The organism is Peribacillus sp. NPDC058075, from assembly GCF_042885195.1.
Lineage (GTDB): Bacteria > Bacillota > Bacilli > Bacillales > DSM-1321 > Peribacillus.
Map to the genome: position 1 here is coordinate 86,711 of NZ_JBHVSL010000003.1, position 25,735 is coordinate 112,445.

At 39.5% G+C, this 25,735-nt stretch carries 26 protein-coding genes and 2 pseudogenes; 3 read left to right on the forward strand and 25 right to left on the reverse strand.

Features of this window, described 5'->3' with window-relative positions; genetic code table 11:
- Positions 1 to 29: 29 nt before the first annotated feature.
- The 7 genes from ACFVS1_RS21190 to ACFVS1_RS21220 all read right to left on the reverse strand — a co-directional run bounded on the left by ACFVS1_RS21190 (position 30) and on the right by ACFVS1_RS21220 (position 8,289).
- Positions 30 to 2,879 (reverse strand): YhgE/Pip family protein, encoded by a 2,850-nt coding sequence (locus tag ACFVS1_RS21190; protein WP_352925183.1) that lies wholly within the window; start codon positions 2,877 to 2,879, stop codon positions 30 to 32.
- 2 nt (positions 2,880 to 2,881) lie between these two features.
- On the reverse strand, positions 2,882 to 3,388 hold the full coding sequence (locus ACFVS1_RS21195; RefSeq protein ID WP_387550260.1) for an RrF2 family transcriptional regulator: 507 nt from the start codon (positions 3,386 to 3,388) through the stop codon (positions 2,882 to 2,884).
- 174 nt (positions 3,389 to 3,562) lie between these two features.
- Positions 3,563 to 3,925, reverse strand: a complete 363-nt coding sequence (locus ACFVS1_RS21200) for a thioredoxin family protein (RefSeq protein ID WP_371748549.1) — start codon at positions 3,923 to 3,925, stop codon at positions 3,563 to 3,565.
- A 642-nt stretch (positions 3,926 to 4,567) separates the two neighbouring features.
- Complete coding sequence (locus tag ACFVS1_RS21205) at positions 4,568 to 5,848, reverse strand: M20 family metallopeptidase (RefSeq protein WP_387550262.1); 1,281 nt, start codon at positions 5,846 to 5,848, stop codon at positions 4,568 to 4,570.
- Between the two features lie 207 nt (positions 5,849 to 6,055).
- A complete protein-coding gene (locus tag ACFVS1_RS21210; RefSeq protein WP_387550264.1) occupies positions 6,056 to 6,760 on the reverse strand; it encodes a VOC family protein in 705 nt (234 codons plus the stop codon).
- A 238-nt stretch (positions 6,761 to 6,998) separates the two neighbouring features.
- Positions 6,999 to 7,646, reverse strand: coding sequence for a pentapeptide repeat-containing protein (locus ACFVS1_RS21215; protein WP_387550266.1), 648 nt, complete (start codon positions 7,644 to 7,646; stop codon positions 6,999 to 7,001).
- Positions 7,647 to 7,911: 265 nt separating this feature from the next.
- Complete coding sequence (locus ACFVS1_RS21220) at positions 7,912 to 8,289, reverse strand: DUF4306 domain-containing protein (protein ID WP_387550268.1); 378 nt, start codon at positions 8,287 to 8,289, stop codon at positions 7,912 to 7,914.
- A 170-nt stretch (positions 8,290 to 8,459) separates the two neighbouring features.
- Here ACFVS1_RS21220 and ACFVS1_RS21225 point away from each other — a divergent pair, with 170 nt between their 5' ends.
- On the forward strand, positions 8,460 to 9,131 hold the full coding sequence (locus tag ACFVS1_RS21225) for a DUF6944 family repetitive protein (protein ID WP_387550270.1): 672 nt from the start codon (positions 8,460 to 8,462) through the stop codon (positions 9,129 to 9,131).
- Positions 9,132 to 9,235: 104 nt separating this feature from the next.
- On the opposite strand, the pseudogene ACFVS1_RS21230 reads toward ACFVS1_RS21225, so the two are convergent.
- Positions 9,236 to 9,538, reverse strand: a pseudogene (locus ACFVS1_RS21230) (VOC family protein).
- Positions 9,539 to 9,705: 167 nt separating this feature from the next.
- Positions 9,706 to 10,107 carry a hypothetical protein gene (locus ACFVS1_RS21235; protein ID WP_352924979.1) on the reverse strand — a complete coding sequence of 134 codons (402 nt, stop codon included), beginning with the start codon at positions 10,105 to 10,107 and terminating at the stop codon, positions 9,706 to 9,708.
- A gap of 166 nt (positions 10,108 to 10,273) precedes the next feature.
- Between ACFVS1_RS21235 and ACFVS1_RS21240 the strand changes: the two genes are divergently transcribed.
- Positions 10,274 to 10,702, forward strand: coding sequence for a MarR family winged helix-turn-helix transcriptional regulator (locus tag ACFVS1_RS21240; protein WP_352924980.1), 429 nt, complete (start codon positions 10,274 to 10,276; stop codon positions 10,700 to 10,702).
- Positions 10,703 to 10,714: 12 nt separating this feature from the next.
- A complete protein-coding gene (locus ACFVS1_RS21245) occupies positions 10,715 to 11,914 on the forward strand; it encodes an MFS transporter (RefSeq protein WP_352924981.1) in 1,200 nt (399 codons plus the stop codon).
- Between the two features lie 60 nt (positions 11,915 to 11,974).
- Here the strand turns inward: ACFVS1_RS21245 and ACFVS1_RS21250 are convergent, their stop codons facing one another.
- From ACFVS1_RS21250 to ACFVS1_RS21325, 16 genes and pseudogenes are all read right to left on the reverse strand, one after another.
- On the reverse strand, positions 11,975 to 13,174 hold the full coding sequence (locus tag ACFVS1_RS21250) for a hypothetical protein (protein ID WP_387550273.1): 1,200 nt from the start codon (positions 13,172 to 13,174) through the stop codon (positions 11,975 to 11,977).
- A 28-nt stretch (positions 13,175 to 13,202) separates the two neighbouring features.
- Positions 13,203 to 14,033 (reverse strand): hypothetical protein, encoded by an 831-nt coding sequence (locus tag ACFVS1_RS21255; protein WP_387550275.1) that lies wholly within the window; start codon positions 14,031 to 14,033, stop codon positions 13,203 to 13,205.
- A complete protein-coding gene (locus tag ACFVS1_RS21260; protein WP_387550277.1) occupies positions 14,030 to 14,716 on the reverse strand; it encodes an ABC transporter ATP-binding protein in 687 nt (228 codons plus the stop codon). The genes ACFVS1_RS21255 and ACFVS1_RS21260 overlap by 4 nt, the downstream gene beginning before the upstream one ends.
- Complete coding sequence (locus ACFVS1_RS21265) at positions 14,713 to 15,093, reverse strand: GntR family transcriptional regulator (RefSeq protein WP_241589958.1); 381 nt, start codon at positions 15,091 to 15,093, stop codon at positions 14,713 to 14,715. Before ACFVS1_RS21265 ends, ACFVS1_RS21260 begins: the two co-directional genes overlap by 4 nt.
- Before the next feature lie 167 nt (positions 15,094 to 15,260).
- Complete coding sequence (locus tag ACFVS1_RS21270) at positions 15,261 to 16,085, reverse strand: SDR family oxidoreductase (protein ID WP_352924985.1); 825 nt, start codon at positions 16,083 to 16,085, stop codon at positions 15,261 to 15,263.
- 61 nt (positions 16,086 to 16,146) lie between these two features.
- Complete coding sequence (locus tag ACFVS1_RS21275) at positions 16,147 to 16,902, reverse strand: AAA family ATPase (RefSeq protein WP_387550279.1); 756 nt, start codon at positions 16,900 to 16,902, stop codon at positions 16,147 to 16,149.
- Positions 16,903 to 17,009: 107 nt separating this feature from the next.
- Positions 17,010 to 17,615, reverse strand: a complete 606-nt coding sequence (locus ACFVS1_RS21280; protein ID WP_387550281.1) for a YdbC family protein — start codon at positions 17,613 to 17,615, stop codon at positions 17,010 to 17,012.
- Entirely contained in the window at positions 17,596 to 18,135 is a 540-nt protein-coding gene (locus tag ACFVS1_RS21285) for a GrpB family protein (RefSeq protein WP_387550283.1), read from the reverse strand. Before ACFVS1_RS21285 ends, ACFVS1_RS21280 begins: the two co-directional genes overlap by 20 nt.
- A 13-nt stretch (positions 18,136 to 18,148) precedes the next feature.
- Positions 18,149 to 18,672 (reverse strand): annotated as a pseudogene (locus ACFVS1_RS21290) (GrpB family protein).
- A 145-nt stretch (positions 18,673 to 18,817) separates the two neighbouring features.
- The gene (locus tag ACFVS1_RS21295; protein WP_387550285.1) at positions 18,818 to 19,318 is read right to left on the reverse strand and encodes a hypothetical protein; all 501 of its coding nucleotides are present in this window, start codon (positions 19,316 to 19,318) and stop codon (positions 18,818 to 18,820) included.
- Between the two features lie 596 nt (positions 19,319 to 19,914).
- The gene (uptA, locus tag ACFVS1_RS21300; protein WP_214790074.1) at positions 19,915 to 20,517 is read right to left on the reverse strand and encodes an undecaprenyl phosphate transporter UptA; all 603 of its coding nucleotides are present in this window, start codon (positions 20,515 to 20,517) and stop codon (positions 19,915 to 19,917) included.
- Positions 20,518 to 20,704: 187 nt separating this feature from the next.
- Positions 20,705 to 21,871 (reverse strand): MGDG synthase family glycosyltransferase, encoded by a 1,167-nt coding sequence (locus ACFVS1_RS21305; protein WP_387550288.1) that lies wholly within the window; start codon positions 21,869 to 21,871, stop codon positions 20,705 to 20,707.
- Positions 21,872 to 22,131: 260 nt separating this feature from the next.
- Positions 22,132 to 22,731, reverse strand: coding sequence for a DedA family protein (locus tag ACFVS1_RS21310; protein ID WP_387550290.1), 600 nt, complete (start codon positions 22,729 to 22,731; stop codon positions 22,132 to 22,134).
- A gap of 19 nt (positions 22,732 to 22,750) precedes the next feature.
- On the reverse strand, positions 22,751 to 23,455 hold the full coding sequence (locus ACFVS1_RS21315) for a polysaccharide deacetylase family protein (protein ID WP_387550292.1): 705 nt from the start codon (positions 23,453 to 23,455) through the stop codon (positions 22,751 to 22,753).
- Between the two features lie 69 nt (positions 23,456 to 23,524).
- Positions 23,525 to 24,886 (reverse strand): sensor histidine kinase, encoded by a 1,362-nt coding sequence (locus ACFVS1_RS21320; protein WP_387550294.1) that lies wholly within the window; start codon positions 24,884 to 24,886, stop codon positions 23,525 to 23,527.
- Positions 24,887 to 24,889: 3 nt separating this feature from the next.
- Entirely contained in the window at positions 24,890 to 25,588 is a 699-nt protein-coding gene (locus tag ACFVS1_RS21325; RefSeq protein WP_352924995.1) for a response regulator transcription factor, read from the reverse strand.
- Positions 25,589 to 25,735 lie beyond the last annotated feature (147 nt).

Consider the following 25,735-nt stretch of genomic DNA (forward strand, 5'->3'; position numbering starts at 1 on the left):
GCATTGCACCGGGGGTTTTCTTCATTTGTTTATGCATCCATCTCGATATTGTGTACTTTGCGCTTCTTGATGACCATCGTCAGCAATAGCAGCAGATTAAAGACAATGATGCATCCAGTAAGGAATACGATACTCGTTGTCAATGCATCCGCTCCAAGGCTCGTACTCATCGCCTGACGGAATCCCATGACAGAGTATGTCATCGGTACGAACGGGTGAACATGACTGAAGAAGTTATTGGTCAGTTCCACAGGGAACATCCCTCCGCTTGCACCTAGCTGTAGTACAAGGAATATCATCGCCAATAAACGACCTGGATTTCCAAACCCTACGGTCAAGAAGGTAACGATGAACATGAAGGTAAGGGAAGTCAGTATGGAAACCCCAATGAATTGCCCCATATTCTCTACCTGTAAATCCATTCCCCAAATCATGATCGCATCCAACACTAATGCAGAAAGGGTCGCTTGGATAAATAGGACTGTAAATTTACTGAACCACCATGCCACTCCTGATGTAGGTCTTGTAGAAGGCAAGCCTGTCGGGAATCCCATATTGAAGGCAATAGCTCCTACAAATAACCCGAGAGACAATACATAAGGAGCCAGTGCATGACCATAATTCGGCACGTCACTGCTTTTTTGTTCTTTAACCTGTGTCGGTTCAGCAATCATGCTGTAATTATCATCGGTTGTTTTATTTTCACTTATTTCTTCTGCACCATCACTGAGTTTTTCCGAGAGCTCGACCGAACCATCTTTAAGTGAGGAGATTCCATCACCCAATTTACCGGAACCTTCAGCAAGTGCTGATGAACCTTCATTGATCTTACCTGCGCCATCAGCAAGCTGGATGACTCCATTGCTCAAAGTAGGCAGATTGCTTGCCAATTGTTCAGTGCCTTTAACAAGTGCTGATGAGCCCTCGTTCAAGGCCGCTGAGTTGGCATTCAGTTGATTGGCCCCATTAGCAAGTTTGCTTGCCCCTTCGCCAACTTGGCTAACACCAAATGCATACTTTTCAAGACCATTCCCAAAGGAGGATGACCCTGCTTGAAGTTGTGAAACCCCATCAACCAACTGACCAGATCCTTCAGTTAGTTTTGAAAGGCCATTATTTAACGAGGAACCGCCTTGTGCCAACTGGTTGATCCCCTTCACTAGTTCTGGTGTCCGCTCATTTAAACTTTGTGTTGCCGCCGTTAATTGATTGCTGCCTTCTATAGCTCCATTTAAGCCGCCATTTAATTTTGTCGCACCAGGAATCAATTGTTCTTCCAGTGCATTCCTTATTGCCGTATATCCGTTTAACGCTGAAACGGCGTTTGGATTGACTTTATTCACCGCATTATTTAAATTGGCCACTTGTTCCGGAAGCTGGCCTAAACCATTCAATACAGGCATTACTTTATCCGTTAATTGCGTTGATAAGTCAGATACACTTGCAGCAAGAGTCGAGGCGATTTGTTTTTGTGCTTCCGCCTGGCTTTGAAGTTCATTTTGAACCGCTCCAATTAATTCGGATTGTTGCTCACTGGTCATGCTTCTGAAGGCTTCCGTGTTTTGAACGGCATTGATCGTGCTCTGACCATTATTCGCAATCGTTGATTGAAGTTCCGTTAAAGCCGCTTGACTGTTATTGAGATCTTGGGTAATGCCGGAAACGGTACCGGACGTGCTGCTCCCTGCGGGAATCGCTTCTTGCAATTGATTTACACCGCTTTGAATGCTTGTCAGTCCTTGCTTAAGCTGATTCAGCTGTTCTTCTTCGGGCAATTGGCCATCCATTTTTTTCAGGCCGTCATTTAACGCCTGGCTTCCTTCTGTCAGTTTATGGATTCCCTCATTTAAACTTTGCTGACCTGCTGCCAATTTTGGAATTCCAGTCGATTGGTCCGTCAGCTGGCTTGCATTTTGTGATAATTGATTCAACCCATCATTCAAATTCGCACTGCCTGTTTGCGCTTGTGCCAATCCCGTATTTAAAGTTTGGGCTCCTGGAACCACTTTGGCCAACCCAGTGGAAAGTTGGGATGAACCTTGAATAAGCGCTTCACTATTATTCGTTAATTCCCCTGTGCCTGATGCAAGTTCGTCCGCACCCTTTTGCAGCTGACCGACACCAGAAGTATATTGTGAAATTCCCTTATTTAATTCCGATGCGCCACTTTCGAGCTTGTTGGCTCCTTCCAAAAACTCGCCGACGCCGATTTGAAGTTTATTCGCACCATCTTTAAAGGTTAATGTGCTGGAAGCTAATTTATTCAGGTTTTCCGTCACTTCTTTGTTTCCATCATGCAGTTTTTTTGCGCCATCATCCAGCTTTGATGCCCCATCTGCTGCATCATTGAATCCTTCTCCGATTTCATCCAGTTGTGAGAAGATCGCTTGCGCATATTCTTTTGTGACACTTTCGGCAATTTCCGTTTTTAAATTATTCGTTGCCTGTTTCCCTACCGTTTCAGAAACGAAACTGCGTCCAGGATTCACGTCATACGTCAAATTCATTTTTTTTGGTTTATCATCCATGACGGTTGCAGCATTTTTTGAAAAGTCCTCCGGAATGGTAACGACCATATAATATGTACCATCATCGAATCCTTTTTTCGCCGCTTTTTCCGTTACGAAATGCCATTCCAAATCATCATTGTCCTTTAATTGCTCGATTAGCTCATTACCGACTGTTAAGGTTTTACCCTCATATTCCGCCTTCACATCCTTATTCACGACTGCAACAGGCAATTTGCCTGTATTTCCGTATGGATTCCAAGCGGAACTAAGAAATAACCCCCCATAAATAATCGGGACGAACAGTAAAACGATCGCGACACCGACCAGTTTTCGATTTGTAAGGAAAAGCTTCCATTCTTGTTTAAGCATGTTCACTTCTTTTCACCTTTCTTTTCACGCAGTACATCACTCAATGACGTTGAATTCCAATTAAGAGTCGGTATGTCCGTGGTGCCAAAGCTTTCTTTCAGCAAATCTGCCACTGTTTGGCTGGAAAAGAACTCTATTAAAAGTTGATCCGCCCGGGAAAACATCCGACGAAGGACGTCCATCCCCTTCTCTGCATACTCTCCATCTTTAAATGCTTTTTCTATAAGCCCCGTATCCGGAAACATCGAAATGGGACCTTCCATCGCCTCAATAATTTCAAGGTTTTTAATCTTTTCTACGCTTTTGGCAAGTGTAAGGCCCCCGTTATTACCAGGAACGGAAGTGATTATCTGCTTAACGACCAATTTCCTTATGATTTTTTTTAAATAAGAAGGAGACACCTGTAATCGCCTGCTGATCTCATTAGACGAAAGCGGGACATTTTTATCCTGGGTTGAGAGGATAACAATGATGCATATAGCTTGCTCGACCCCTTTTGTTAATTGCAAATCAGTTCACCTCTTTAAGTATGTATGTGGATATTTGATATCCATAATGGATATTCAGTATCTATAATTAAAACCCGTTTCACCTTAGAAATCAAGTCATTTCTAGAAAAAATTTCTAAAAAAAGGTGCCCCCCCTATTTCAGCACAATAAGGGGGTCACCTTTTCAAGATCTTTTAAAGGTCTTTTAGAAATTCATTGACCGCTTCTGGAGTTTTAGCATTTGCACTGTGCAGGTGCGCAACCTTTTCCCCATTTTTAAATACTAATAGTGATGGAATCCCCATTACCGTCTGCTCTTCAGAAATCTCAGGGAACTCGTCACGATCGATTGTAAACCACTGTTTGTCTTGATGTTCTTGAGTGATTTCATCGATGAACATGTCTAAACGTTTGCAGTCCGGGCACCATGTAGTCGTAAAAATCCCGACCGTCAGTCCCTCTTGGTTGATTTGTTCACGGTATTCTTGTTCTGTATTGATATTTTTCATGATTGTCTCCTCCGGGCTTTTCTTATCATCATACTTTAATCCATGAATTAATGTACTCAAGGATTAATATATAATTAATTCCTGCTCAGCACAAACGGTTTATCCTGGACTCTCTAACTCTTGCCCGGTTATGCTTAGCGCGAAGCCGCCTTTTCCTGGAGTCCCAATCTCACATTTATGAAAGAGGAAATCCTCGAAATGAATTTCCTATTTTCATCAATGAAAGATAGTGACAGCTTTTTTCAAAAATGGTCAATTCGCTGTCAGGAACAGAAACCTTTTCTGCGATGAGAATCGATGCCTCCGCAGGAGTCTCCGAAAAAAATGGCTTGGCAGTACAACCAGGTCTTGTTTAAGTTTTTTCTATCGTTAACGCACTTTTTTCGATCCGTCCGCTCCTCATGGTTCGGGGTGTTACGAACCTCTTTTCCCAAAAAGAAAAAAGCCTGAAGCGGTTTTTCTGCTCCAAGCTCTTTTTTTTTAGCTTTTGGTCTTCATGTAAATTTAAAACAAAGTTTGATCAAAACACACTATCAATATATTTAGTTTAGCTAAAGAATTAATACCATCGAGTATATAAATATTCCCACCAATAACCACTGCCATATACACCTTGAAAGAGAACATTAGCAGTTGCACGTGCAGTATACCCTGCATCGTTAACCTGCATAAAGTTTTATGAAAATAGATTTAAAATGACCTAAGATACTTAACTGCCGTCTCTGCATATATCTCGGCAGATTCCACTAAGTTCTCCACTGAAACCCGCTCATCGTACCCATGGATAGTTTGTTCCAGCCCCGGACCATAAAGGACGGTGTCAATGCCATGGCGCCTGAAGTGACTGGCATCACTTGAACCAAGCAAAAGTAAGCTGAAGACGGGTTCCTCCATTCCAAGGACACGCTGAATTCCCAGTTCTATGGCCCTTATAATTGGACGATTCTCTAAGGTCCAGTTCGGGTTAGTACAGGGTACTATCGGCTCTACAACCGCACCTGGCGCTACAGCACTAACAAGATTCCTAGCGACATCAAGTACATACTCGGACTTCATACCGAATGGAACCCGGATATCCACTTTAATGATACACTTGTCTGCGACGACGTTCACATTTGTTCCGCCCTGGATTACACCTGGATTGTAAGAGGGACGATAAAGTAACTGTGACAATAAGGGGTTTCCTGGATACTGAGATAGGAGCCACTCAGTATTGTACAAAAGTTGACAAGGCTCTGCCTGAGGCGTTGCCTTGAGCTCCCATAGCTTGGTTAGTGCTTCGACCGCGGCTGCCCCTCTTCGTATGGCGGAGATTCCATAAAGCGGTTGTAGGCTGCCATGATCTGCCTGACCTGGTATGATCACCTGCATCCATGCCTTGCCCTTTTCGCCGGCATTCGGATGGTGGGGGTCCGTTGGTTCACCAATCAGACAAGCATCCCCTTTAATCAATCCTTGTTCCAGGAGCGAGGCCACCTCACTGCCGCCAGTCTCTTCATCCGGAGAGGCAATCACTCCTAGGCTACCTTTCAAATTAAGAGCGGGGGCGAACTCCTGAAGAAGTCCAGCCACAAAAACCAGTGATGCCAAGCCTCCTTTCATATCGGAGGCTCCCCTACCCAAAAGCATACCCTCTCTGACTTCTCCTGAGAAAGGATCGAAGGTCCAATGTGAACAATCGCCAGCAGGTACGACATCTGTATGTCCACAAAATAGGAGCCGCGGACCAGGTACCCTGGTTAAGGGAGCATCGCAGACCACGGTAACCAATGCATTTTCGCTACGGCGGTGCTCGGTAATCAAGAACCCTTTTGCTGCTAAGTATCGGCTAATATGGCGTCCCATTTCAGCTGACCGCTTCTTAAACTCGGGCGATGGGTTTTCAGATGGAATTCGAATAAATGAAGCAGCAAGTTCGACTAATTCCTGTTGCCTTGACCTTATCAGCTGCCGGATTATTCTGGTACTCATATAAATACATCCCCTCCATGTCCAGCATTAGCCGCAGTATTTCTATACTATTCTATGTGCTGTTCCTAGATCATATTTCTGAGGATAAAAATGGGAAACATTTGATATATGTTATTTTAAACTCGTTCAATACTATAGTTAAACTTAATGAGGCCCAAAGATATATTGGGGCATTGCCTAACCTCCGTTATCTTAACAGCAATTCTTTCAACTATTTGCCTGATTATGCTTGACTGGTTTTAATTTCATAAATCCTTCGCCATCCAATGAAATTTCCAGTTTCTGATTTATGACTATCGAAAGCGGAAAGATCTCCGACTCTTTATCCGAAAAAATCCAACGCCGTTTCCTTGGACCTAAAAGTAAAAACGAACCTGCTTCATGCTCCCCCATGAAATTCAATCCATCTTCACTTATCGCTTCACCCTTCCTTACAGGTACACCATTACTGATCAACTGATTTCCCAAAGCCCTGACTTCATCTGTCGTTATGTTTATTTCACTGATGCACAGGACGCCTTGAGCTGAAAAAGACTCAACCTCGGACTCGGGTGATACGGAATATCTCGATATGAACTCGACGATGTTGCCTGAAGGGTCTAAAAAATAAAAAGAATGTGCGTCTGAAAAGCTGAAATAAACTTCGTCATCATCATCTTCTCTAGTCAATTCCATTTTTGATTTCGCCCATGCTTTTGCCGAGGTAAATAAATTGATCGGTATGTTCATGGCAAAATGGTAAAAAGGCTTTTCTTTGTGATGATATTTTTTAATTTCAAGCATACTTTCCCCAGCCTTAATCTCAAAACCATCATCAGTTTGCAATAATAACTCGAATCCTAACACATCAACGTAAAAACTCCGCATTTCATCCCAGACATGACTATACAAAGTGACCTTATTGATATTCAACGTTCAATCCCCCTTCCCTTTAACGAATATTGTAAATTTATCCTGCATTTATGCAAACATTCGGTACTATTCAAAATCTATATCATTCTATTCACCCTTCCTTTTTTTACAATAAATATCCAATTATTTAGCGACAGGCCAACTCAAAAAGGACCACCAAATCGGTGGTCCTCGCTTCAGCTTTATTGAAGATCTCGCAGTTTACTCTCCATTAGCTCATTTTACATCCTAAAAAGGTTCACTCTTTAATTTTCAGTCCAAGCATGGCTGCAAAGACTATCGCTTGGTCAGGGGAAACTTCGCATCCTTTTAAATCCTCCGGGGATACGGTAAGCCTTTGAAATGTAGAACTGCTAATATCAATTCCTTTGAGCGGTGTCCGTGAAAAGTTCACTTCATTTAATCTGCATGTCTCGAACTTCACTTTGATGAATTTACACTCATAATAATCAGCACTTTCCAATGAGCAATGATCGAACTTCACTTGCTTTAAACTGGAATATCCAAAGGCACTTAAATTCAAGTTGCAATTCTCAAATGAAACATTCCCTAAACTCGCGTCAGACAGGTTAATGCCTAAAAGTTTGGACTCTTTGAATTCCACCCGATGAATGGAACCGCCCATGAAATCGGCATTCGTCAAATCGCAATGATCAAAAATAACATCCGTCAGCTCGATATTCCTGAATGATACATCGCTGAATGTCACACTTTTAAAAACAATCTGTGATAATACGATTTTATCCATCTTTTCTCTATCGATCGTGCTATTGGTTATAATACAGGAATCAAGATAAGGCTCATCTTGATAATATATTTCCTGAAAGTTCGCTTGAGTTAAGTCTTGAGGGATCTTTGGCTGTTCAATTTTGATTTTGCCTGACATCTTATCACCTTTTCACTTTATTTCTTCAATCACTGGAAAACCTTTTCTAACTGCCTCACACTTCTTTACCGGAAACGGTATGATTTATTTTTTAATGGTCTGAACCGATATGGGTCCACCGCTGGTAATATACTAACCGTAAGCTATATTTCGGTGAAGTTCAATCTAAGAATTTCGCAAAAACGACTATTATTTTTCGTTATTTTATGTCATCTTCCATCAATATTTCGCAAAAAAAAGCTGCCACATCGGCAGCTTTTTAACTTTAAACTTCAGTATGTAATCCTGTTGGCATCAGGAAATAATATAACGCTGCACCTATTACGGCCATCATACCGCTTATCAGAAAGAAAGCATGAAAGATATTCCCTCCCACAGTCGGGGAATTGGATACAATACCATTTGAAAGCAGAAAAAGGACACCCAATCCCAACAGGAAAAGAGCCATTTTTTTAATACTTCTTTTAAATAGGATATATCCCGTAAGTATGATTAAGTACGATGCGACAAGGACCATAAGAAATGGAAATTGCGATTTGAATTTAGCGGCATACACAAAATGATCTAAATTCGAAATATCCTTTGCCTCCATCGCTTGAACATCATTTACTTGTGTGAAATGCGTGGAATACTTCCATTCCAAGGCCTATCCATAATTTCACTGCCTTCATACCAGGTACATAACGTAAAAACCATGAAGAAAAATGCAGCGAAATCATTTGCAACAAATTGTTAAACGGTAAAAGCAATATGTAAACAAACACATTTTCCTGAATAATATAATCTACCCTCTTTTAAGGAGTGTTTGGGAATATGACTATACGTGGAGAAGATCTTATTCTTTCGGGAGCATGGATACTATTTATTGGTTCACTTATTGATACAACCGGGCAGACCCAGCAAACTTTCACCCACAGCGATCAGGGGAAAGATTTAATCGTAAAAGGAAATGGGATTGAAGCATTCGGAAATTCGTTGCAAGCCATCGGGAGAACTAAGCTGTTAAAACCAGAGAGGGAGCTAGCTCAAATATATACCATCTTCGGTGCTTGGCTTGAGGCTGCTGGTAATAGTACAAATGCAGTTGGAGTAAGTATTGAACTGAATGGTGCTGAGGAAGAGGGAGTAAAAATAGATACCCTTGGCAGTGGAGTCCAAGGTCTTGGCGCAGCTTTTGAAGCAGTAGGTGCATTTCTTGAAGAGGATTCATCCTATAGGGAACTTGCGATTATAGGAAATAGCTTCATTTCCTTAGGCTCTTTTTTAGCAGCGATCGGTAATATTTACGTTTTAAACGAAAAAAGTGTAATTGGAGAACAGATTCTATTGATCGGTAGCTGGATTCAAGTTATTGGTGCATTTATATTACTTCATGCTATTACCCTTGAGGTTGAACACATTAAACACGAGGAACACGAGAAAAATCTGAAACATGGAAACGGCAATTCTTATCCCTATTCTTATAATAATTATTCCTACACCTGATAAAGGTGCTAGCTAATGCTAAAGATGGATGTCGTTAGTTCTTATTTATCATATAGAGCAGTTGCTATGCCATTTTCCTTCATCTTACCAATTAACGAAAATACTTAAGGTGCCGCCAATTCAACTTTCATCCTATCTGGGCCTTCAGAGTAAACAGCATAATGTTCCTTCCCACCGGCGAATGGGTACTTGTCAGCATAGAGGATGGTAATTCCTCTGTCCCTTAATTTTCTGGTGATCTCATCAACCTAATGACGGGAGGTGGCGTGAAAGGCTAAATAGTTAAAACCCACTCGTCCCCGATGATAGGAATGTCAAGATACCTTTATTCCGATTGTACAAAACCAATGTACATATCATCCAATCTCCAACTCTTCCCGCTTTCCTTGGAATGGCTCATAATTCATTTCCTCCAAAAACCAGCCCCAAAAATCAACGGTCCAATTTAAATTTGAAACATTCAGCTCATGAAAATACCTGCAGAACAAAAAAGGGCTGTTGCATTACAACCCTTTTCCCCCGACCCCTTTATCAATACCAATAAAGGTCTCTATACAACACTTACGCAGGTCACTTATTTTAAGATTTCGTCATAAAGCTCTCCGCCGCCATTTATTTTGATAATTTTCAGGCGGTTGGAATTTTTGACGAAAACGGTTTTATATTGTTTTTCACCGTTCAGCTCAATAAGGAAGACTCGTTTATCATCGTTATCCGTTTCCTTATTGAAGGTATAGTCTTCGTTGCCGATTTGCTCGATGATTTTGTCATATTCAGGCAAAGAAGACCACTTCTCATGTTTAGGATTTGCTTGAGTTTCTGTTTGCGAGGGTTGCTTTTGTTGTTCATTTTCAGTTTGGGTTTGATTTTCATCTGTTGTTTGCACAGGTTTTTCCCCGTTTTCATCGGCTTTGTCATTATTGCAAGCAGTTAGCATGGCTGCACCGGCAATCAACGCGATCATAGATTTATTCATGCTTCACATCATCTCCTATTCCTATATTCCCATTCGATTTAACTAAAAACCTGATTTTAACTTTAACTAAACAAAACAAATCCGAGTGGACAGAATGGATTTGTTTTGCTATTATAGTTACCAAGGGTAACAATTACTAAGGGTAACTATATATTGTGTATAAGGGGTGTTTCTGATAGAGATCTACCAAAAGTTCTTTCAGCAATTTTTGCTGCTGTACCGTCCGTTTGAAAACAATCTTAATATTCAACTGGGTAAGCATGATTTACACAGGGCGCAATGGTCCATTTTACATTTCTTATTCAATTATGATTCGGCAACGCTTGTAGAGCTTGCCAATTATCAAAGTGTGGAAAAACCAACGATTACGAGGACCATTGCCCGCTTGGAAGAACTGGGGTATGTCGAGCATGTGCCCAGTAAAGATAAACGCGAGAAAAGAATGCGGCTTACTGAGCTTGGCAAAAAGATCTACAGCGAAGTCCGCGTGACAATCGATCAATATGAACAGGATATCTTGAAAGGAATCACTGAAGAGGAACAACTTGCAGCCATACGCATCATGGGCGAAATAAGAAATAACATTATAAAGTAAGGAGATAATAACATGGATCAATCCAGAGCCAGACTGTGGACGAAGGACTTTGTCATCGTTTCGTCCATCAATTTTTTCATAACATTAATCTTTTATTTACTGATGGTGACACTTGCCATCTATGCTGTTAATGAATTGGATGCTTCTACAAGCGAAGCCGGACTCATATCGGGTATTTTTATTATCGGGACGTTGATTGGACGTCTGTTCATTGGCCGTTTCATTGATTCTATCGGCCGTAAGAAAACATTATTCATCGGTTTGATCTTTTTCACTATGACAACACTTCTATACTTTGTGGACCTTGGAATTGGCTTCCTGCTTGTTAACCGCCTGATCCACGGGATGGCGATGGGGATGGCGAGTACTGCGACAGGAACGATCGTCGCCCAGATCATCCCGGCAACACGAAAGGGAGAAGGCATCGGCTATTACAGCATGAGCGCGACACTTGCGACGGCAATCGGTCCTTTCATCGGTCTGTATATGGCTCAGCATACAAGCTTCCAAGTGATTTTCAGTTTCTGCCTGGCTTTAGGGGTAATCAGCCTGATTACAGCATTCTTCTTGTATGTTCCGGCATTGAAAGTGACGGCCAAAGTTACGGAAAGCAAAGGATTCAAGCTTTCCAATTTCATTGAACCTAAGGCACTGCCCATTTCAATCATCACTCTGTTATTGGCATTCTGTTATTCCAGTGTCCTTTCTTTCATCAGTTTTTATGCCATTGAAATCGATCTGGTCAATACGGCAAGCTTCTTTTTTGTCGTTTACGCAGTAGCTGTATTGTTATCACGTCCTTTCTCAGGACCGTTAATGGACCGTAAAGGATCGAACTTCATTATGTATCCGGCGTTCATAGTTTTCGGGATCGGCTTGCTGCTTCTAAGTATGACAACCAATAGTTTCTCTTTACTGGCAGCTGGTTTCCTCATTGGCCTCGGATTCGGTAATATGCAATCAAGCTCGCAGGCGATTGCCGTTAAACTGACACCGCCTCACCGAATGGGGATGGCAACGTCCACCTTCTTTATCATGCTTGATGCAGGACTTGGATTCGGCCCTTATATTCTGGGATTCATCATTCCGGTAACAGGTTACAGCACACTTTATGTCATCCTGGGTGTTTTGGTCATCGCAACCTCCGTCCTTTACTACTTCTTGCACGGCAAGAAGGAACGTACAGCCAGAACGAACTTGGCTTCCATTTAAATGAAAAAGGGATATCCCATTGGGGGATATCCCTTTTTCATTTAAAGCTTTAGTAGGTCTTTATTTTATTTCCAAGTCATCGATATAAAGTCCAAAACTTTTGCTGTTCTTTTTATTTATGACTGTTTCACCTTTATATAAAGTCTTTCCAGTCTTTAAATCTGCAATTAGAAGTTTGGCTGGCTTGTTTAATTTGCCCTCTTGATTCATTTCGTTTAATAGGAAGTACACACGCCCGTTTTTAAAGGCAGCGGTATATTGTTCTTCCTTATTAGCAGCTATATCCAGCTCCCTATCATTCGTTAACGTTCGACTGCTGAGGTCAAATGTCTTAATACGATATTTTCCTGATTTCATTTCAACTGCATATAGGTTTTTCCCGTCTGCATATCCTGATCTTGCCATGTCAAGGCTAAGCGGTCCTTTTATTACCGTTTCTAATTTTTCCGTTTCATAATTATAAGATATCAGCTTGCTTTCTTTTAGTTTTTCCTCAAAGGGACCCTCCTCATGATTTACTCCTTTAATTAACGAAATTAAAACCATGCTGTTCGGCTGAGAAGGAGCAACATCAATTGGCATTTCAAAATCAACTTGATTAGGGTAAGTAAAGGTTTCAGATACAAGGGTTTTATCGCTCAAGACTTTTTTATTAGCTAAATCGATCGTATACAGATGAACTTCTTTCGTTTGCTTCTCACTGTTGGAATTCACATCATTCATCGTTAACACCTGTAGTTTTGAATGGACCAACTGCACATCCCTGACATCAACATTCATGATTCTCTCTTGATGGGGAAGTTCAATTTGGAAAGAAGTTTCCTCTTCGTCTTTCTTCTCCAGTAAACCGATATCAAACTCCGCTTCCATTTTCCCGTTATTCGTAAAATCGCTATTCACCCAAGCGTAAGCGAGAAAATCATCGTCTTCATATAAAGAACTAATGGAATCCTTGCCACGCATAAACGAACGATGTTCTTTTATTAATCTTTCAATTTGATGATCATATCCGTCAGACCATAATGGCCTATCGCTGCCATATGTGGTTCGATTGGATTCAATCGTCAATGGTTCATAAAAATTACCATTTCCAAGTGTTGCTTGTACGATGACCGGATCAAGCTCTATATCGCTGCCTTCAATTGTCTTGAACGTATACCTTGGAAGGCTGGAAGCGGAGGAAGCTACTTTGACATAATAGGTCCCGATGCTTAAGAGGACAACCAAGCTAATAATGATGCTGCATAAATAACGTTTCACCCTGTTCACTCTCCTTTTTTAATTGTTTTTATACGGTAACGCGGTTTTTCAATAACCATGAACCAAGCCAAATTGATAATCCTGTCACGATGATTCCCAATGTGAGCAGAAGACTGAATAATTCATTCGAGTAAAAATGGAAAATTCCACTATCCATTATGAAAACAGGAGCTAAAAACAGCGCAGCAGTAACTCCGCCATACACCAACCCCAATATGATTCCTTTAATGCGGAAACTCCGTTCAAACATGATTGCTGTGAATACGATCGACATGACCATAAGGCCGATACCATAGGATAGCAGGAATTCTGTGAAGTTGTTTGGAATGATCATTGCCAAAATCGGACTGGTTTTAGCGATGGTAGGAATTGACATTTCATTCAAGAACGCTTCCGGTATTTTTGAATTAAATAGCGTATTTTCCATTGGTAAAATGATGATTTGGAAAGCAACCATTCCTAACACCATCAAGAAGATGGCCGTGGCTTTGGAAAGGTAGATCGATAATCTGGATGTCGGTAACATCAATATGCGATAAATGAATGTATTTTTTCCAAACCAATCACGGTACCAAATAAGGAAAATATAAAAAATAAGGGCAACCGCACTCAGCGCAATCGGTCCTAAAAACCAGAGCGTATTGGCGATATGGGTAAAATCAATTCCTCCATAATTGGCAACATAAGCGGCTTCCGATAGTTTTTCTTGCAACATGATTTCCTTGGCATCATTAAGAAGACTCTTCGTTACGATCAGCACCCCGGCAAATTGCGAAACCAAGGTTATCAACAATAAGCTAAGATAGATTTTACTGAAACGGTTGATTTCAAAGTTCACTAGTTTTATATATCGCATCATGATTGATACACCTCTCTCATTACATCGACTACCGATTTCCCTTCTTCTTCACGCATTTCTTCTGTATTGAACTCTTTAAGCACCGTACCGTTATCCAATAAAATGACCTTGTCGATCAAATGCTCGATATCACCGATTTCATGGGTCGTGATGATGACTCCTCTTTCTTCAATCAGGTGGCTCGCAAAAACATCGGCGATTTGCTCGCGGCTGAATATATCGATTCCCGAAAATGGTTCGTCCATCAGCACATAATCGACGTCAAGTGACAGACCAAGCATCAGGTTGAGCTTAGCTGTATTCCCTTTTGACAGTTCCGTAATGCGACTCTCCTCTTTAAGCTTGAAAAACCCCAGCAGTTGGTTAGCTCTTTCCGGATTCCAGGACGTATAGAAATCCGACATGAAAACCATGGCCTGTTTAATAGTCATTTGCGGAAGCATGGTCGGTGCGTCCGGAATGAAGGTGATTTTTTCATACCTTTCCTTTGTCATCTTTTGATCATCGATCAGGATTTCACCTTTATATGGCGTCAATCCCATGATCGCTTTGAGTGTTGTCGTTTTACCGACACCATTTATCCCGATCAGGCAAGTGACTTCCCCTTTATTGGCTGTAAATGAAACACTATCCAAGATCTTTTTCCGCCCATAATTCTTGGAGATCTTTTTTACTTCTATCATTTTTCTTCCTCCTCCCTTATTTCTTCCGAGTATTTTTCTTTAACCACACGCAGCAGTTCTTCAACTGGTACATTAATCGGACGAATCGCATCGACAAACGTATCGACGGCTGCCAAAATCAATTCCTGCCTCACAGCCTGTAAAATCGTTTCATTCGTCGTGATTTGACTGGGGAAATTTCGTTCAGTATGAATCAAGCCCTGTTCCTCCATTTCTTTATACGCTTTTTGAGCGGTATTTGGATTTATGTTCAGTGAAGCCGCCAGTTCCCTTCGCGATGGAATTTCCTGTCCAGCCACGAATTTGCCTATGGCTATTTGTTCTTTAAAATGCCTAACGACCTGCAGATATACCGGTTCCCGGGTATTTACGTTCATTAAAACCACCCCCTATTTATTTAAAAAGGTCTAAAATACGTGTATGTACTAAGTGGTTCATACACCTTATAGATGTACTATACCCGTAATACACCTAAGCTGTCAACAAGGAATTCCAAAAAAATGAAAACCCCGTATGCGCAGTGCAGACGGGGTTTGGTTTTTCCTTAATCTTTCAATAAGCCTATATTATCCTGTACAAATTGTGCAAAGGAAATGGGAGCACGGCCCAAAATATCACGTAAGTCACTTGTTACCCGTTTCGCCAAACCGATTTTTGCAGTCGTGTAAATCCCTATCATTACGACTATTTTTTCTGTACTTATCCCCTTCCTTTTATATGTTTTCCAAAATTCATAAATGCTTGGATTGGAATAAGTGAAGGTTTTCCCTGTCTTATTACTGAAGATTTCAGCTACCTCTTGATAAGACAATGATTCATTTCCTGTTAAATCATAAGATTTCCATAGATGTTCTTTATTTAACAAGGTTGTCTTTGCAGCGACGCCAATATCACGCACATCAATAAAGCTTGTTTTTCCTTTACCTGCCGGGACATATATATCATGTTTCTTCCTTAATTCTTCTCCATGTTGTGTAAGTAGGTTTTGCATAAAGAAACTGGGGCGCAGAAACGTATAGGGAATGTTTGATTCGACAATGAGTTTTTCAATTTTGGCATGTGGGACGATCTTGTTTTTATCCGCCCCCAGTACGGAAAGAAAAACGATATGATTCACCTTTTGCTTTATCGCTTCTTCAATGAACGGACGGAAATACTTATTTGCATCAGCAAGCTGCGGAGGCCTCATTAAAAAGATGGAGTGCACCCCTTCTAAAGCTCCCGAAATAGATGAAACATCCTCAAAGTTCAAATAGCGGTCACCTTGGTCTTTCCGGTGACTTGCTGTTTTACACAAAACCCCTTCGTTTTTTAATTGCCTCACGACTTCCCTTCCTACGTTACCTGTCGCACCTGTAATTAATATCATGATTTACACCCTTCCTAATACTACAGACATATATTAATATCCGTAAAAAACGTTATATAAATTACTGAAATAGATGATGAAGCAGCCGATCTTTATCTTCAAAAAACTGTTTCATTAACAAATAGTGATTGGAATCCTCTAAAGTCACCTCACTCATTCCATCATCTGAAATTTGGAGGATTTTAGCATCTGGGTAGGCCATGATGATCGGGGAATGGGTGGAAATGATGAATTGGGAACCTTGTTTGGCAAGCTCATTTATCCTGGCCAGCATCGATATTTGTCTCAATGGCGACAAAGCAGCTTCAGGCTCATCGAGGATATACAATCCATTGCCTTGAAATCGTTCTACAAAAGCAGAAAAAAACGATTCCCCATGAGATTGCTGGTGAAGTGATTTTCCACCGAAGGAATCAATGATTTTCGACCCAAACGATGCCTCCCTGTCCAATTCCTCTATATTCGTAGCTAAATTATAAAAGGTTTCCGCCCTAAAGAAAAAATGATCCTTCGGCTTGTATACGCCTTTTTTCAAACGGAGGTATTCGTCCAAATTGGAATGTGAATCATAATTGGAAAAATTGAAATTCAACGTTCCTCCTTCTGGATTGAAGCCATACGCAATCGCAATGCCTTCAAGCAAGGTGGACTTCCCCATTCCATTTTCCCCGATGACATAGGTAACACTGGGATGAAAAGCAACTTCCTGAAGGTGCCTGATAACCGGAAGATCAAGAGGGAAATGGTCATACGAAGATATTCGGTCTCTATTGAGGTAGATGCCCCTGATATATTGTGAATCATAATCTAGTTTCATTTGTTATCACCCTTCTGTAGAATATGTTCTTAGAGCCATACCATTAAGACTGCAACAATCCAATACTCCATTGACTGTTCAAATTGATAGATTGATAATGTTTAATACTAAATGACCGCCCACTTTGGATGCAATTCAATTAAACTTACTGAAATGCGCTGGGTTGAACCTTTCATTCCCGATCCGTTTATCAGTGCAGGCAATTCCTTATCCGCGTACCGTTGATGTGAATCTTCATTGTCCCATAATGATGCGGCCAGGTAACTGCCGTTTTGCCTTTTACAGAATGCGTCTGTCAGCATGCCCCTATTCCCTACACCTTTTAGTACCTGCTCAAAACGGGCATGATTATCCTTTTCAACAGAACAGTCAGCCACTCGCAGCAATATCCCTTTGTTCAAAAAATACGTAATGTCCGTTGTTCCTATATTGGATATGCTCTCGTAGATATCGACAGAAATATTTGTATATGTACTTCCTTGGTCACTCTTCCCGATTATTTCATCATGCTGATGCTGCATGAAACTTTGATATGAACAAAGATCTTTCCAAACGGAGAGAATGCCTGCTTCATAGGGGTCATTTCTATTCCACCCTCCGATTTGTCCCATGAAACCAGAACAATGGCGCAATTCCCCCCATCTCTCTTGTGCCTTTGAGAATGAACGCTTGTTTTCCTCATTCACTTGGCATTTAATCCACTTCATTAACATGATGATCACCACGCTTCGCCCAATGTTTCGCTTTTTCGTCAACCTCTTTTATAAAATCATTTTTCCCGTTTACATATCCTTTAATATCATCTGGGAATTCCGCTGCCAAGCGCTGCTTCAGCCTGCTATACCTTTGTGCTTCCTCAGGGTGTGATAGCAAATAATCCCGAAAAGCGAGGTGTCTGGCTATTTCTTCATGTCCTTTTTCAAACATGTGTATATGGTGCGACCTCTCATCCCCGCCTTTAAGAAAAAACCTTCGTCCAGCGATTCCGTTCTCTCCCCTGGCATCATACCCTATCTCTTCCATCTCTTTATTAAAATCAGCCACACATTCCACATCTTTTACCACTGCCAAAATATCTATTACTGGCTTGGCATGGATGGCCGGGATGGCTGTACTGCCAATATGATATAACTTTATCAATCCAGGCCCGAAAATATCCTCTAATTTTTGGCATTCATCATAAAATAGCTTGGACCATTCTTTCTTATATGGTACGACCTCGACCTTTCTCATGTATGCCTCCCTTTCATGTACATTCCTTTAGATATTTCGCTTTCTTCATGACATTTAATATAAATGGAGCTTTCGCTTTCGTGTACCCCGCTACATCCCCAGGATGCTTTTGAGCTAAGGATAATTTTAATTCTTGATATTGTTTCCGTACGTCAGGATGGCTTCTTAGATAGTCCCTGAATGAAAGATGGTTCTTCCATAATTCACTTCCGAATCTATAGATATGCAAATGATGTGTCCCCGCTCTCCATTGCCCTTTTCTAAAAAAACGCCTTTCGGGAAACTCCTTATGCGGGACAAATTCATACACGATCGATTTCAATGGTTCAATGAACGTGTCAGCTTCTTCTAATTGCTTTACACCAGCCATGATGTCCAAAATCGGTTTTGCCCCCAAGCCTTTTTGACGGACGTACTCCCAATGTGCTCAACACAAATAGGCTTGTCCTTTAGGACTTCCTTAATCTTTGCTTTTTCCTGTTCGAATTCAGTAACCCAATTAGGGTTGTAATTCTCGATTGTAACTGGTTTTTCCATTTTTTCCCCCGACTTTCATGTTAATCATGTTCATTAATTAAAAAATCCACCTAGAATGGGGGTCTTGTTTTAGACTATCGTTTTTATCTATTGTAACAATGGGATAAGCGTAGTAATAAGAGCTGTAATCAATCACATACCTTTTTTACCTTTTGTCACGTGACCACGCGATAATAGGATCCTGAGTACTCGGTTCATAGTACGTTCCGGCATACTCCTTTTCTTTTCCAGTTATTTTATTAGTCCGTATAACTGTGTAAGTTCCTTTATCGTAATTTTTGGTAAGGTAATATTTCCGATAGGTAAACCCTTTTTTGGGTCCAGTTACGGTGACTTCGTGTTTGTACTCTTCTGGCTTGTTTAGGTTTTCCTTCACTACACCCTGAATATTCAGTGGTGTTTCTTCAAGCTGAACATCTGTGCGGATATTAACATCTTGGGTCTTAATTTTTCCCCTAGGTACAGATGCCATTTCGATTGTTTCTTCGGTTTGTTCCAAGAATGACTTTGTAACGCTGTAGGAGTATAGGATTTTCATAGAGCTTATATCGTTTTTTACTTTGCCTGCCAACTCTGGCATGGCAAAGCTTAAGACAAAGGTAATGGATATTCCGATGATTAATAATGTTAGCGGAATTTTTTTCATATTTCCTCTTTCTTAATTACATATTTGTATTCACAAGAATATTGAACATCCTCTGACATCATCAATTCTGTAAATCCCCCTGTTTTGAATCATGAGGAATAATTCCAAATTTCGCAATCAATAGTAAGGCAAAAAAAATAAAACAACTGAAACTGGTGTTTTCTATTGCTTCTATATTCCTTCCATTAATCAAATTTACAAATAAAAGAATCTTAATATTATGAGAAAACCTAACAACGACCGTTAACCCATCCATTTCAAATGGTGTTTTCTTAATTGGGGCTTTCTTGATTTTTCACTTTCACTCACATCATATACGGATTACGGACGATAAAGTTTCAAAATAAAGGAAGAAATACCAATCTATTTCCCCGTAAATTATAAAAAAAGACCACCAAATTGGTGGTCTTTTTAGTTAATACATATTATAAAACCCAGTTGCTTCCATCGAATTTCCCCTTGCAAAGCTATTACCGTCAATATCGATGATCCGTTGTGAAGTTTTTCACGTTTATCGGTTCGGTTCCTGTTGTTATAAAGGCTTTTGTAATTATCCTATTATGTTTCATAACAACCCTTCCTTAAATCCATAAACTTCATAAAACTTTGTTTTTCTTTTTTTTCATGTACCCGCGAATGAACATTCCTGCAATAATAAGAACCGCAACTACTGCGATTGGCTGGATATAGGGCTTGGCCATCTCATTAATCTGTCCCCAATTGCTTCCTAACTTCATCCCGAGAAATACAAAAAGCACAGACCATGGAAGTACGGCTAGTAGCGTATAATTCGTGAATTTTATTAAAGACATTTTAGAAATCCCTGCTGGTATCGAAATAGCATGTCTGACAACCGGAATGAACCGAGCCGTAAAAATGACACTTGGTCCATAGTTAGTAAACCAAGATTCCGATAGCTCAATATGTTTCTTGTGTATGAAAATATACTTTCCGTATCGTTCTAAAAATGGTCTTCCACCATAATATCCGATTAAATAAACAAAGATCTGAGCGATGGTTCCACCAATTGTTCCGGCAATAACCGCCCCTACAAAACTGATGTTTCCTTGGGATACTAAAAAGCCTCCATAAGATAATACAATTTCACTAGGAATGATTTCAATCATAAGACCGAGAGTAATTCCAAGGTACCCATAATCCATAAGTGTAAGTAGGATAGATTGGATAAAATCGTTCATAAATCAGATTCCCTCTTTCATTTTCAGCTTTTCTCTTAAAAAATTCTCGACCGTTGTTGATAATTCCCCTTGTAGAACACCCAATTGCGCACACTACAAAGTGCTTCTGATTAAACGAATCTTCCCGTCGATTCATTAAATACAGAACAGATAATTTTAACATCACGTTACTGGAACTGAATTACCCCTAGCTATAAATAACTTTTGACTGATTGGTTAGGTATGACGGCTTACTTGCTTGTTTAAGATTAAGGATCCATTTCATTACTTCCACTATTCCCTCAGGTTTTTCCAGCTCTATATCCTTTTGATAAGATTCGATGGATATATTCCACTGATCCATTTTTTTATGGTCCTTTAAAATACTGAGTATTTGTTTTTCAAATGATAAATTGTGATTGAGTTCAAATACAAGTTTATGGTCTTTTAAATACTGTAGATTAATTTCCTCCTGTCCTGGAAGCATTGAATGAACAAAAATCGGTAGCCTTTTTCGAAGTGCTTCACTAATGGTTACACCGCCGGGTTTCGTAACGATTGCGTCCACTTCTTCATAAAGTTTGTTCATTTCTGACCTTGATGAGATATAAGGTAATGGGTTAATATGAGCTAAATTCCACGTATCTATTGCATCATATAGCTTTTTGTTGTTACCACAAAGTACAAAATAATCAAAGTCAGTTGATTTCTTTAACTCATCAGCTAAATTCAATATCCCACCCAGGCCACTGTTTCCTCCTGAGATTAAAATTTTGGGGCGATCTGCGTTTTTTAATACACGGGCTCTTTTAGTAATTTCCTCATGCACAGGAATACCAGTTACCATCATATTATGTTTCGGTATTTGATTCTTGATTATTAGCTTTTCTTTCAATTCCTGGGTAGGAAGAAAATGAAAATCAATCTCCTTGCTTCCCCACACATTATTAATAAAGAAATCCGTATATACGTTGATGATTGGGATATTGCATTTCCCTTTTATTTTCAACTGGCTTAAAAGATAGGAAGGGAACCCGTGTGTACACACAATTAAATCTGGCTTTTCCTCCGCTATCAGTTGCTCCATTTTCTTCAAGAATATATATTGATACCATTTAAAGGAACGTTCCTTCGCCAAGGAAACGTAAAAAAGGTTTTTATAAGCGAGATTATAAGTTTCAGGTGCATAACGGATCCATTTTAAGTACCCAGTCGTTACCATTTTTTCTAAAGAGTTACTCGTATAACTTAACAGATCCACTTTTTTCAAAGTAACTCCGTTTGTATGTTTTTTAAACATATCCATTAAGGCCTCTGCAACTTGATGATGTCCTGACTGCATGCGAAAGAGAGGTAAAAACAAAATCTTCTTCATATATGTCATCTCCTATAGAAATCATTCTTTTAATACGATGATTTCACACTAAGAAAAAAAGACTATTTGCATGTTCAAGAGCTTTTTTCCTCTTACAATATATCACTGATTTTGTTAAATACTTTCTTTTTAATCAATTTTTAATGATACGTTCAGTGTATCTTAAGTCCCCTTCTCTAAACTAAATAGCCCGATTAGAAAACCAATTGTAAAAACTGGTTATTCCAATCGGGACGGGAATCATCCTTATGGAGTGGGCCCTATTTTTGGGCATTCTTTTTTTTCTTCTTCAAATAATTGATGGAAACGTATATCAATAAAAAAATTATGAATACGACACCTAAAAGTGGAACATATTCCGGATTTATATGAAAGGCATTGCCCATATAATACCCTGCCAATATAAAAGGGACAGTCCAGAGAACCGTGCCCAACAGGGAAAAGAGGAGAAATTTACAGAAGGGGATATGATTGATTCCTGCAAAATACGGACTAATTTGTCTTATTCCTGGTAAATAAAATCCAAACACAATTGTTTTTTGGACATTTTTCATATACTTTCCCTGTACTTTCTCCCAGCGATCATTTGTAATGCCCACGTATTTCCCAAATTTATTTATAAAATGATATCCAACGTATTTCCCACATACATAAGCGATAAGCATCCCTATAAAGGCTCCAAGGATTGCACTCAGCGTGGCTAAACCAAAAGAGAGCTTATTTTGTCCAATCAAGACTCCGATTAGAAATAGAAGAGATTCTTCTGGGGCGGGAATTCCCACAATGCCCATGAATAAAAAAAGAAAAATGATCAGATAGCCATATAAGTCAATAAAATGTAAGATACTATCTATATTCATAAAATCCCCTCGAATCAGTTTATAAGTCCTTTAATGTAATAAATTGTGTTCCCTTTTTTATTGTTTCTTGTAGGTAAACTTCCAAGGCTTCAATCATATATCGAGGCGCTTCTTTATCCGCCCCCAAGGTTTCCCCACAGTCATGGAGCAGGAGAATGGAACCATCTGTTGACGTTTTTCGCAATTGATCAAGTAGGTCATTTTTGCATGTTTCCACTTTCCAATCTCCGAAAATGTCTGACCACATGATCACTTGAAATTTCTTACTGGCAATTTGCGTAAAAATATTAAAATGGCCCCATGGAGGTCTGTAAAAAGTGACCTTTTCATTGGTACATTCCATTATGGCCTTTTCAGTCATATCTAACTGTTTCCTTAAATGAAATGGCGTAAGGACCCAGCTTGAAATATGATCAAAATGATGGATTCCAATTGTATGTCCTTCTTCATGCATTCGTTTAATGATATCTGGGTTATTTTTCACTTTACTGCCCACAACAAAAAACGAACCCTTTAACTTATACCTTTTTAAAAGGTCAAGTAATTGTGTCGTATATTCAGGGTTAGGTCCATCATCAAAAGTTAGGGCTATCCTATTATTCCTCTTGATATTTTTGGTTATGCCCAGTCCGCATACACGAATAAATACCGTTGGGACAATCGTATAAATGAGAAATAGCAATAATAAGATACTCAAGCTAATCATCATAGTAGTGTCACTCACAGAACACCTCATTCTTGTATTTAGCGGCAAATTATCTTGCCCCTTCTTAATCATTTAGCAAGTAGCAGATTACCTTTTGGGTAAGGACAATACCACCTCTGTTCCTTTTCCATCGGTACTAACCACTTTAATATCCCCATTATGTTGATTCATTATATTTTTGGCTATCGACAAACCTAGCCCTGTTCCACCTGTCTCCCGGCTTCTAGCCTTATCCACCCGGTAAAAACGTTCGAAGATATTTTCTATTTCATTCTCAGGTATTCCAATCCCATAATCTTTTACCCTAATGACCGTAGAGTATAACTGATCCTTTACATACACATCAATTTTGTCAGTACTATATTTGATTGCGTTATCTAAAAGGATAATGATCACCTGTTTTATCTTCAATTCATCCGCTATAACCATAATGGAATCTTCTTGATAATGAAAATCTATTTCACGATCATAGACTTCTTTGAATTGATTAAACACGTTCTGACATAAAGTTATTACATTCAATGATTTATAATCCAAAGTATTTTCCAATTCTGTATCGGCTAATTCTAGCAGTCTTTCCGTCATTTTCTGTATACGGGTTGCCTCTGAATGAATTACATTTATAACATCAATTGCTTTCTCTTCGTTTTGTATACGACGTCTTCGCAGTAGGTCAGCATAACTTTTTATAATCGTAAGCGGGGTCTTTATTTCATGGGAAGCATCCGAAATAAATTGTTTCTGTTTATCCAAATTTGCATCCAATCTGCCCATCATCCGATTGAATGTAACAGCCATTTTTTGCAGTTCATCCTTTGTTTCATGTTGGATGATGATTTTTTTTGGTATACCGCTTTGTTCAATATCCTCCATCGTATTAATCATATTGGAAATAGGTCTCATAATTACATTCGATAACCACCTGCCGCCTAGCAACGATAACCCCGCCCCTAATAGGGTACAAAATGTCAAAATGGAAAGTAATACATCCTTCCCTAATTCCAGTCCTAGTAATCTATCTCCAATTTCTAAAGTTGCAACAACTTTACCTTTAGATAGGATAGGAACTCTAACAATTAATATTTGCTCTTCTTTAAGAGCTTGTCTAATTGTACTTCTTTGCGATTCTTGTTCGCTTGAAAATTCCCCTTTAAATTTGGTAATCAAATAATGGTCACTGGATACTTCACTACTAATTTGAGAATCAGGTTGAATGATCCGTATAAATGAATGATTCGTTAAATATGTTGTTAATTTTTTTTCTATCTCTTGAGGAGAATCATCCTTTTGAATTTCAGCAATAATATTTTGCGCTTTGTGAACTAATATATCCTCTTCCATATTTACAGTAATTTTCATAAAAGAAAAAAATACAACTGTATTAACGGCAACCAACACACAGAGTATCCAAGCAGTCGTGATCAGGTTAATTTTTGTAGTAATTTTCATTACTTAATTCTCCCTTACTGTATAGCCAATTCCTCTTATCGTCTGAATAATCGTTGGATCAGAAAAACCTTCTTCCGTTTTCTTTCTTAAATGACGGATATACACATCAATTACATTGGTCTCCCCTTCATACTCATAACCCCATACATTTATCAAGATATTTTCTCGTGTCACTATTTTATTTTTATTGGTTAGTAAATAAACGAGTAAATCAAATTCCTTCGGGGTTAACGCTATAGAAAAACCGCCCCTGTTAACCTCCCTAGTATCGAGATTAATGAATAGATCCTTAATTGATAAGATCGATTCTTCTACTTTTGAAGCTTTGGCAGCTATTGAATTCTGACGAATACAAGAACGTATTCTTGCCAATAACTCCTCGATTTCAAAAGGCTTCGTTATATAGTCATTGGCTCCCTGATCTAGTCCCGTCACCTTATCCATCGTAATATTACGAGCTGTTAATAGGATGATTGGCAGTAAAGTGTTTTCATTTCGTATTCTTCTTAAAACTTCAATACCATTCATTTCAGGTAACATAACATCTAAAAGTATTAAATCTAATTCCCCCTGTAATGCAGCTTCCAACCCCGCCTTACCAGTATGGGCCACAAGCACTTCATACCCTTCGTACTCGAGTTCTATCTTTAATATCGTTGCTATCTGGACTTCATCTTCTACAACCAAAATACGCTGTTTCATTTAAAACCCTCCTATTTGAGTGCGTGCAATATGGAAAGGAAGCCACATCCACATGTATTTATCGAATTTAGCTAGGAATATTAGTTCCATCCTAAATACAGAAAATTGTCGTCCTCTTATCATTCAATACCCTTCTATATTTGCTCC

What these genes read in the sequence shown, in the direction of transcription:
- ACFVS1_RS21320 (WP_387550294.1), bottom strand. Translation starts at nt 24,886, where the DNA reads ATGAAAATTACTACAAAAATTAACCTGATCACGACTGCTTGGATACTC.
- ACFVS1_RS21190 (WP_352925183.1), bottom strand. Translation starts at nt 2,879, where the DNA reads ATGCTTAAACAAGAATGGAAGCTTTTCCTTACAAATCGAAAACTGGTC.
- uptA (WP_214790074.1), bottom strand. Translation starts at nt 20,517, where the DNA reads ATGAACGATTTTATCCAATCTATCCTACTTACACTTATGGATTATGGG.
- ACFVS1_RS21275 (WP_387550279.1), bottom strand. Translation starts at nt 16,902, where the DNA reads ATGAAACTAGATTATGATTCACAATATATCAGGGGCATCTACCTCAAT.
- ACFVS1_RS21285 (WP_387550283.1), bottom strand. Translation starts at nt 18,135, where the DNA reads ATGAGAAAGGTCGAGGTCGTACCATATAAGAAAGAATGGTCCAAGCTA.
- ACFVS1_RS21325 (WP_352924995.1), bottom strand. Translation starts at nt 25,588, where the DNA reads ATGAAACAGCGTATTTTGGTTGTAGAAGATGAAGTCCAGATAGCAACG.
- ACFVS1_RS21280 (WP_387550281.1), bottom strand. Translation starts at nt 17,615, where the DNA reads ATGTTAATGAAGTGGATTAAATGCCAAGTGAATGAGGAAAACAAGCGT.
- ACFVS1_RS21305 (WP_387550288.1), bottom strand. Translation starts at nt 21,871, where the DNA reads ATGAAGAAGATTTTGTTTTTACCTCTCTTTCGCATGCAGTCAGGACAT.
- ACFVS1_RS21225 (WP_387550270.1), top strand. Translation starts at nt 8,460, where the DNA reads ATGACTATACGTGGAGAAGATCTTATTCTTTCGGGAGCATGGATACTA.
- ACFVS1_RS21255 (WP_387550275.1), bottom strand. Translation starts at nt 14,033, where the DNA reads ATGATGCGATATATAAAACTAGTGAACTTTGAAATCAACCGTTTCAGT.
- ACFVS1_RS21270 (WP_352924985.1), bottom strand. Translation starts at nt 16,085, where the DNA reads ATGATATTAATTACAGGTGCGACAGGTAACGTAGGAAGGGAAGTCGTG.
- ACFVS1_RS21295 (WP_387550285.1), bottom strand. Translation starts at nt 19,318, where the DNA reads ATGAAAAAAATTCCGCTAACATTATTAATCATCGGAATATCCATTACC.
- ACFVS1_RS21260 (WP_387550277.1), bottom strand. Translation starts at nt 14,716, where the DNA reads ATGATAGAAGTAAAAAAGATCTCCAAGAATTATGGGCGGAAAAAGATC.
- ACFVS1_RS21310 (WP_387550290.1), bottom strand. Translation starts at nt 22,731, where the DNA reads ATGAATATAGATAGTATCTTACATTTTATTGACTTATATGGCTATCTG.
- ACFVS1_RS21265 (WP_241589958.1), bottom strand. Translation starts at nt 15,093, where the DNA reads ATGAACGTAAATACCCGGGAACCGGTATATCTGCAGGTCGTTAGGCAT.
- ACFVS1_RS21215 (WP_387550266.1), bottom strand. Translation starts at nt 7,646, where the DNA reads ATGTCAGGCAAAATCAAAATTGAACAGCCAAAGATCCCTCAAGACTTA.
- ACFVS1_RS21245 (WP_352924981.1), top strand. Translation starts at nt 10,715, where the DNA reads ATGGATCAATCCAGAGCCAGACTGTGGACGAAGGACTTTGTCATCGTT.
- ACFVS1_RS21235 (WP_352924979.1), bottom strand. Translation starts at nt 10,107, where the DNA reads ATGAATAAATCTATGATCGCGTTGATTGCCGGTGCAGCCATGCTAACT.
- ACFVS1_RS21205 (WP_387550262.1), bottom strand. Translation starts at nt 5,848, where the DNA reads ATGAGTACCAGAATAATCCGGCAGCTGATAAGGTCAAGGCAACAGGAA.